A 9,436-nucleotide genomic window follows, 5' to 3' on the forward strand; every position below is an offset into this window, starting at 1 on the left:
AAATTCGTTAGTTATATACGTTTTGTTTATTCTGGGCACAAAATTCGGTATTTTTTGTTAATATAAGGAGAAAATTTCGATATTCATAGGGAACATATCGTTAAAAACTACTTATATTTGCCCTTTTTACTAAAAACTTTATAACTTTGCAGCAAAAATTAAGAATATAGAAACAACAGATAAAAGACATGAAAACAACTGTCATTCACATCCTTATCGGTCTGATATGCTTTGTCTCCCAGGTCAAAGCACAGAATTTTCCATTCCGTTATCTTCCTCCTATAACCATTGCGCCTACCGAAGAGGCAAGCTGCATGTTCTTCGATAAGGAAGGCATGATGTGGGTGGGAACCAATGCCGGAGTGAAATCATACGATGGCTATCATGTGAAAACCTACAAGACGAATGCATACCAGCCAGGCATACTGCCCAACAATACCATCCGTTCCATAGCCGAAGATCATCAGGATAATCTCTGGTTGGGTACACGCAATGGTCTGGTAAGAATGAACAAACGCACCGGAAAGTTCAAGACTTTCTTCCTGCCAGATGAATCTCAGCGCATCATCTATACCCTCTTCGTATCAAAAGATGGAACTTTATGGATTGGAACTGATGGCGGACTTTCTTACTTCAATTCCAAGACAGAGACGTTCTATACCTATCATAATAAGAATACATGGCTCATTGACGCAGATGGCAGCAAAAACAGAATAACCAACTATAGCGTGAAAGCCATCATAGAAGACAGAAACGGTGACCTGCTCATCGGCACCTGGTCGGCAGGACTCATGCGCTTCCGCCGAGGAGGCAACACCTTCTATCGCTATCCACAACTCAACGCCACCAATTCCGCCTACTCCCTCTTCCTCGACGAGCACAACCATCTGTGGGTGGGAACCTGGGGATATGGTGTTGTGCGTCTGGACAATCCGCAGAATGTGCAACAGCCGGAAATGCATCAATATCCGTATAGCACCAACCATTTTGATACCTTCTATAAGATAGTACACGACCCTGTAACGAAAACGCTCTGGGCATGTACCCGAGAAGGTGCGTGCTATCTCGAAAAAGATATGCCTAATGCAGAATGGAAAGGATATACCTCCATCGGCAACAACCCCCTCAATTTCAACAACGATATCGCTACCGATGGCAAGGGAAACATCTGGCTCTGTACGCAGAACAACGGCATTCTGCAGGTCAACACCCAGCCTTCGCTGTTTAAGCTCTGGAATCTCGATACCAGTCATACTCATCTCACCATCAACTATGTATATTCCATACTCACTACCGATGGCGAGAATTTCTGGCTGGGATTGAATCCATACGGCATCGCCCTGCACAACCGAAAGACTGGCAAAACACTCTACAACCAGGAGATTCCGGGATTTTCTGACATCCCATCCAGAGCCTTTACCACAAGTATCTCGGATATTGTCCAGAGAAGCAATGGAGAAATCTGGATAGCCAACAACAATTATGGTGTCATCGTCAAGCCTTTGGGTAAGCCAGCCTATCAGATTACGCACGAAAAGCATCCGTCCATCATACAGGATAATTTCGTCAACACCTTGTTCGAATCGAGAGATAAAACTCTGTGGATAGGACAGCGCAATGGTCTGAGCATCGTTACCCCTGATAATCAGAGCCATCTGATAACGATGAAGGAAGGTAAGAAAGACTTGACTTCATGCGACATCCGCCATATCTCGCAAGATAAGAAGGGAAATATCTGGCTTGCTACCGATAATGAAGGCATCATCCGTATATCGGGCAATGCCAGGAACCCAAAGTCGTTGAAATATAAGCAGTATAACCCAGACCATCACAATTTCGCCATCGATGATGCCACTGCCTGCCTCGAAGACTCGAGAGGAAGACTCTGGGCTATCTCAAACAGTGGCGGACTCTTCCTATATAATAAGGTGGAAGACCTTTTTGAACCAAAGAACCATGAATATCATCTGCCGGGCGACCGTGTGCTCACCATCAAGGAAGATGAGAGGGGCAATCTCTGGCTCGCCACCGACTATGCCCTTGTGAATATCATCTGGGGCAAGGACTGCGAGAAACCGCAGGACATCACCTACTTTACCAGCGAGGACGGCATAGGAAATGTTCTCTTCTCGCCAAATACGGCATGCAGATATGGCAAGGAGCTCTTCTTCGGAAGCCGGACCAGCTTCTTCTCGTTCATGCCGTCCATGAAGGTTAAACTAAAAGAAAATAGAAGTCCGAAACTGGTGATAACAGACATCTTCGTCGATGACCAGCCTTTCGCCCAACTCGACTCTATCGAAAAGGAAAAGGTTTCGGAAGAGATGCCAGGCTATACCCGCAAAATCACGATACCGGCAAGGGTGAAGAAATTCAGCGTGGAGTTCTCACTCCTCAGCTACGGCAATACTGAGAAAAACGTATATGCCTACCAGCTGGAAGGTTATGATGATGACTGGGAGTATTGTATCAAAGGTACGCATAAGGCTGTTTTCCAGAACCTTTCTTCCGGAACTTATCACCTGCGGGTAAAGGCTACGGATGGCTATGGTAAGTGGCAGGAGCTGCCATGCACCATCACCATCCAGGTGCTGCCGCCATGGTATGCGTCACGCCTCGCCTTCATGCTCTATATCCTGATGCTGATAGGGAGTATCTTTGCTGTAGCCCGCTGGTATAAGGAGAGGGTGAAGACCCGAAACAGCCTGCAGATGGGCGTTATCCTTACCAATATCACCCACGAGCTGCTCACCCCGCTCACCGTCATCTCTGCCACCATCTACAAGCTCAAGGAAAGAGTACCACAGTATGAGGAAGATTATCTGGTGATGGACAACAACATCAACCGTACCACCCGATTGCTGCGACAGATTCTGGAAGTGAGAAAGTCGCAGGCAGGACAGCTGCATCTGCTCGTGAGCCGCGGAAACCTGATTTCGCTCATCGAAGAAGCCTGCGAGAATATCCGTCCGATGGCTGAACACCAGCAGGTTACCCTATCTTTAGAAAAGCCGAAGACTGAAGGCATGGCATGGTTTGATGCCGACAAGATGGATAAGATTATCTACAACCTGCTCTCCAACGCCATTAAATATAATAAGGTGGGAGGCAAGATAGATGTATCGCTCAGTCTCAGCAAGGAGCAGGCTGTCATCAGCGTCTCGGATAACGGCATCGGTATGTCGAAAGAGAAAATGAAGCATCTCTACACCCGTTTCTTCGATGGCGACTACCGCAAGCAGAACCAGTCAGGTACCGGTATCGGACTGTCGTTGACCCACGATCTGGTGAAACTGCATCATGGCGATATCCAATGTGAAAGTCAGGAAGGCAAAGGCACAACCTTCACCATCACCCTGCCTATCAGGAAAAGTGCGTATGCACCAGATGAAATAGACAACACAGACAAACCAAATGCAGTAAATCAGGAAGCCATCAGACAGGTAAGCCAGGAAACGAAGCAGGTATCTCAACCAGCTGAGGACAAACCTAAGCTGGTATCTGTTCGCCAAAGTATCTTCATCCGTAAAAATGTAAACAGGATTCTGGTGGTTGAAGACAACGAGGAATTGTTAGCCCTGATGCTGCAGGTTCTGAGCAAAAACTATCATGTACTTACGGCAAAGAACGGAAAGCAGGCAATGAACATCATCATGAAGGAGAAACTCGACCTCGTGGTGAGCGACGTGATGATGCCGATTATGGATGGTATCGAACTGACCAGACAACTGAAGTCTGACAAGAGTTTCTGGCAGTTGCCTATCATCCTGCTCACCGCCAAGAACAAGGAAGAGGACAAGACGGAGGCTTATGCCGTAGGAGCAGATGCCTACATTACCAAGCCATTTAAATTTGAAGATCTGGAAGTTCGCATCAACGCCCTTCTTGCCAACCGCAAGAAAATAATAGAAAAGATTCAGGCTGAGGTTTCACTCCAGGCAAGCACAGAGAACGAAGCACAGTCAAAAGTGCATCTTAGTAATCCCGACCAGGTGTTTATCACGAGCGCCACGGAGTTGGTAATGAAACACCTGGCTGATGCTGATTACGACAGAGAATCCTTTGCTAAGGATATGGCTATGGGAGAATCAACATTATATAATAAGATGAAAGCAACAACCGGACAGACGGTTATCGCCTTTATCAACTCTATTAGAATGAAAGAGGCTCAACGTATCATCCTGTCGAACCCTAACATTCTGGTAAGTGATGTGGCAATACAAGTGGGCTTCAACACGCCAAAGTATTTTTCAAAATGCTTCAAGAAACAGTTCGGCATCTTCCCGAAGGAGTATGCTGAGCAACAGAAAAACGTCAATTAGTATTATTAGTCGTGGAAATCCATTGCTTTTTTCGCACATTTCCACGACTAATCAATACGATCTCCCTATCACTATTCTGCGCGAAATAACCTTTTTATCCCATTTCGCGCAAAATAGTGATTCGTTATTTTGCGCGAAATGATATTTTTAGTATCTTTGCAGCAAAATAACGACATCATTATGGCACAAGAGATTATAGGAAGAGAGCCTGAAATCAAGGAGATTGAGGCTCTATATCAAACAAACAAACCTGTTTTTGCAGTAGTTTATGGTAGAAGAAGAGTCGGCAAGACCTTTCTGATAAGAGAATTGTTAGGCGACAAGTTTGCATTCTACCACACAGGACTCTCGCCATACGAATTACAAGGCAAGAAACTGAAGGAGCAGCAACTTAGCAATTTCTACTCTTCGCTCATCAAGTATGGCAGCGATATCAAACGAGTTCCAACCGACTGGCTGGAAGCATTTGATGCGCTCATATCCTTGCTGGAAAAAAAAGACACCAACAAGCGACAAGTTGTATTCATCGATGAACTTCCATGGATGGATACACCCCGTTCTGGCTTCATTACCGCCTTGGAACATTTTTGGAATGGATGGGGAGCAGGCAAGGAGAACTTAATGCTCATCGTCTGCGGCTCTGCTACCTCTTGGATTTCAGACAAACTCCTCAACAACAAGGGAGGACTCTTCGATCGAACTACAGATGAAATCAAGCTCCGCCCTTTTACCTTGGGGGAATGTGAGAGATTTTACCAGGCAAACCATATCGTAATGTCTAAATTCGACCAGGTACAATGCTATATGGCTACAGGTGGCATACCTTATTATATATCTATGCTCCAAAAGGGAAAGAGCCTGGCGCAAAACATAGACCGCCTCTTCTTCGAGCCAAACGCCAAACTCAAGTTAGAATTCGACCGTCTCTACTCTTCTCTCTTTACCAATGCAGAAGACTGCAAGAAGATTGTACGATTACTGGCAAAGAAGCAACAAGGGTACACAAGAAAAGAGATACAGGAACTGACGAAACTTACAGATGGGGGCGGTCTCTCCACAACTTTGAAGACTCTGGAAGTGAGCGACTTCATCACCTCGTATATCAAATACGACTATCCGAAGAGAGAGGTTTACTATCGTCTTACCGACTTCTACAGCAAATTCTATCTCTCCTTCATTGATGGCAAGAAGACTACCAATCCCAGCTTTTGGCAGGATAATTTACTGACACCCTCCCTTACGGCTTGGCGAGGCTTCACCTTCGAATCACTTTGCATCTACCATTTGCCACAAATCAAACAGGCGCTTGGCATTAGCGGAGTACAGACTGAATCAAGTCCATGGAAGAGCAGAAAAGAAAAGGATGGAGCACAGATAGACCTGGTTATCGAACGAGCAGACCACATCTGTAATATCTGCGAAATGAAGTTTTGCGAAGATGATTTCTCCATCAACGCCAGCTACGACAAGAACTTGCGCCATAAACTCAGCACATTTCAGGAAGAAACCCGATGCAAGAATGCCCTTCATCTGACACTCATCACAACATACGGTTTGAAGTTCAATGAGTATGCAGGAAGAATACAGAAAGTTATCACTATGGATGACTTATTCCGTATCTAAAAACTCCAAAAGCATAGAGGCTCTTCTCACTTTACGAACGCAGAATACTGCAAGAAGATTGTATGATTACTGGCTAAGAAGTAACAAGGGTACACCAGAAAATCTTTGTTCGGCGACGTTGAACTAAGATTTCATAGAAAAATGAATTTTCATGGTCTTTTTGTCGAAAGTGATTTCCGGGGTGTCTAAGAAGTGGGAGAGTGTACCCTTGTCTGCCAATTCCTGGGGAGTTCCTACGGATAATACGGAATTGCCTGCTTCTTTCTTGTCATGATGATCTTCTTCGTTGTGATTTTCTGTTTCCTCCAGATTGCAAGGAAGTTTCTCTATGAGCCAAATCTTGTCTGCCAGTTGCAGGGCGATTTCTACATCATGAGTAGAAATGAGGATAGACTTCTGGAGTTGATGGGCCAGTCGCTTGAGCATGAGTAGGGTTTCCACCTTGCTTGGAAAATCAAGAAAGGCGGTTGGCTCGTCCAGCAGGATAATGGGGGTCTGCTGGGCTAAGGCTTTGGCTATCATTACTTTCTGGCGTTCTCCATCGCTTAAAGTATTGAATATGCGACCTCTGAGGTGTTGGATTCCTACTTCATGAATGGCTTCGTTCACTATCTTCTGGTCTTCCTGAGAGAGTGAACCCCAGAAATTAGAATAAGGAGAGCGCCCCAGACCGATGATTTCTTCTACCTTCAGATGGATGTCGTCCATTTGGGCGGTTAGAACTACGCTGATGGATTTTGCCAGTTGCTTTTGGGAAAACATGCTGACGGATAGGAGATGGTCTGATTCTGAAGTTTTCGATAAGAGAATGTCTCCTTCCAAAGGTGGTTGGAAGGCTGAGAGTGTACGTAGCAAGGTTGATTTACCGGTACCATTCGCACCTATCAGACAGGTGAGTTCGCCACTTTGCAGAGAGGCGTTGATATTTTGGGCTACAATTCGATTCTGACCGCTCGAATGATAGCCGATAGTTGTATTTTCAAGAATGATAGTTTTCTTCATCTCGCTTCTTTGACTTTATGAAATAACCTTCTCGTTTTTTGTGCTCTCAAGTGCAAAATTACGACTTTTGATTTGATAATAGCCACACTCGGGATAAAAATAACCAACTTTAACGCATTCGTTTCGATTGATGCTAAGCCATTTTATCTCATGGACATCCATTGCTTATTTCAATTTATCTCATAGACATCCATTGCTTATTTTATAAAGTTTAAAAGTTTATTTCATAAAAATCCGAATCTTTCAAATAATAATTCCCCAAAAAATGCGTTTTATCTCTATATATAACTTATATGAAAAGTAAAATATATAACTTATTTGAAAAGTAAAGAATCAAAAATGGAACAAACTTCTCCTATACAGGCTTTATTGCAGCAACGCACTCTTCTTCAGTTGGAGTATTATACTGAAAAGGAGGCTTTTCGCAAACTGACGGAACAAATCGGCATGCGACGCAAGGTGAAACGTGGTGACGCTTGGTTTCCACTACGTATAGGCAAAAGCTTCTATAATTCGCTCAATCAAAAATCCATAGAGGTGTTCCGTACCTCCGACGAAGAGATTGACCACAATTTTGAGTTCGGGCGACCAGTCGTGTTCTTTCAGGTCAAGAATCATCCAGGGGAAATTTCTTCCCATGCTTCATTCAAAAGTGCAGCTTCTTCCTCTCCAAGTGCAATGTCCTCATCTCAAAACACAATATCTTTGTCTCAAGGTGCAGCGTCTTCCTCTTCTGCTTCCAATCCCAAGAGCATTAAATATTTCTCCTTTACCGGTACGGTCAGCTATGTGGATGGTGACAGAATGGTGATTAATGTGCCTGATTCTCTTTCCTTGCTCGACTTGCAGACAGAAGAGCCCATCGGCGTGCAGTTGTCCTTCGATGAAACGAGTTACAAACTGATGTTTGAAGCGCTCGACCGTACGATGAAGGCAAAGAATAACCGTCTGGCTTATCTGCGAGATCTTTTCTATTCTCATCAGAAAGCAGGCAGGTTTTCCTTTGAACCCATGAAGTTCCCTTGGCTCAATCCTACCCAGGAAAGAGCCGTGAACGAGGTGCTCTGGGCAAAGGATGTGGCCATCGTGCATGGACCTCCGGGAACGGGAAAAACGACGACTCTGGTAGAAGCTATTAATGAAACCCTGATGAGGGAGAGCCAGGTATTAGTGTGTGCACAGAGCAATATGGCGGTGGACTGGATTTCTGAAAAACTCGTGGATAGAGGCATCAACGTGCTTCGCATCGGCAATCCGACAAGGGTCAACGACAAGATGCTCGGTTTTACCTATGAGCGTCGTTTTGAAAGCCATCCTGATTATCCGCAACTCTGGACGATACGCAAGGCTATCCGCGAATTGCGCTCCAACCGCAAGAAAGGGAGCGAGAGTTTTCATCAGAAGATGGACAGACTGAGAAGCCGTGCTGCCGAGATAGAAATCCGTATTAATGCAGAACTCTTTGGCGAGGCACGTGTCATCGCCTGTACGCTTGTGGGTTCCGCTCATCGTCTGCTGGAAGGCATGAAGTTCGGCACCCTCTTTATCGACGAGGCTGCACAGGCGCTTGAGGCAGCCTGTTGGATTCCGATGAGAAGAGCCAGCAGGGTGATCTTAGCGGGCGACCATTGTCAGTTGCCGCCTACGGTGAAGAGCATCGCTGCGTTGAGAGCTGGACTGGGCAAAACCTTGATGGAGCGTATCGCAGAAAACAAGCCAGAGGTAGTGACCCTCTTGAAGATACAGTACCGCATGAACGAGGATATCATGCGATTCTCCAGCGACTGGTTTTATGGAGGTCAGGTGGAGAGTGCGCCGCAAATCAAATATCGCAGCATTCTCGATTTCGACCATCCGATATCCTGGATTGATACTTCAAACGAGGAGAATCAGATAACGATAGAAGGAGAAGATGCTCCTGAGGATTCTGCTTCCACATCATCTTCTTCATCTGCAGCCAATCAAAATTCTGATTTGAACTTCAAGGAACAGTTTGTGGGCGAGAGTTTCGGGCGTATCAACAAGGCGGAAGCTGAACTTACCCTCCTGACCTTAGCTGAATATTTTACGAAGATAGGCAAGCAACGTGTATTGGGCGATAGTATCGACGTAGGCATCATTTCGCCTTATCGTGCCCAGGTGCAGTATCTCAAGAAACTCATCAAGAAGTATGAATTCTTCAAGCCTTACCGTCGCCTGATCAGCGTCAATACGGTGGATGGTTTCCAGGGACAGGAGCGCGATGTGATTCTCATCTCCCTGGTGCGTTCCAACGATGAAGGACAGATTGGTTTCCTGAAAGACCTTCGACGCATGAATGTGGCGATGACGAGAGCCCGCATGAAGCTCATCATCCTCGGCAATAAAGACACGATGACCCAGCATCCTTTCTACAAGAAACTGTGGGAGTATGTGGAGGGACTCAATAATGATGAATAAGACAAGGAATGTACTTCCCTGAAAAAGGTTGTCACTTAGGAACAAACAGA

The 9,436-nt window shown here is 45.3% G+C and carries 4 protein-coding genes; 3 read left to right on the forward strand and 1 reads right to left on the reverse strand.

Annotated features, from left to right (window positions below):
* The first annotated feature begins 188 nt into the window (after positions 1-188).
* Both DW917_RS11275 and DW917_RS11280 read left to right on the forward strand, forming a co-directional pair.
* Positions 189-4,322, forward strand: a complete 4,134-nt coding sequence (locus DW917_RS11275; RefSeq protein ID WP_118118785.1) for a two-component regulator propeller domain-containing protein — start codon at positions 189-191, stop codon at positions 4,320-4,322.
* A 180-nt stretch (positions 4,323-4,502) separates the two neighbouring features.
* On the forward strand, positions 4,503-5,945 hold the full coding sequence (locus DW917_RS11280; RefSeq protein ID WP_158570127.1) for an ATP-binding protein: 1,443 nt from the start codon (positions 4,503-4,505) through the stop codon (positions 5,943-5,945).
* 123 nt (positions 5,946-6,068) lie between these two features.
* Here the strand turns inward: DW917_RS11280 and DW917_RS11285 are convergent, their stop codons facing one another.
* Positions 6,069-6,947: an ABC transporter ATP-binding protein gene (locus DW917_RS11285; RefSeq protein WP_118118789.1), complete on the reverse strand. Its 879-nt coding sequence runs from the start codon at positions 6,945-6,947 to the stop codon at positions 6,069-6,071.
* Positions 6,948-7,286: 339 nt separating this feature from the next.
* On the opposite strand from DW917_RS11285, the gene DW917_RS11290 reads away from it, so the two are divergent.
* A complete protein-coding gene (locus DW917_RS11290) occupies positions 7,287-9,386 on the forward strand; it encodes an AAA domain-containing protein (protein WP_118118791.1) in 2,100 nt (699 codons plus the stop codon).
* Positions 9,387-9,436: the final 50 nt, after the last annotated feature.

This window comes from Prevotella sp. AM42-24, assembly GCF_003461825.1.
Lineage (GTDB): Bacteria > Bacteroidota > Bacteroidia > Bacteroidales > Bacteroidaceae > Prevotella > Prevotella hominis.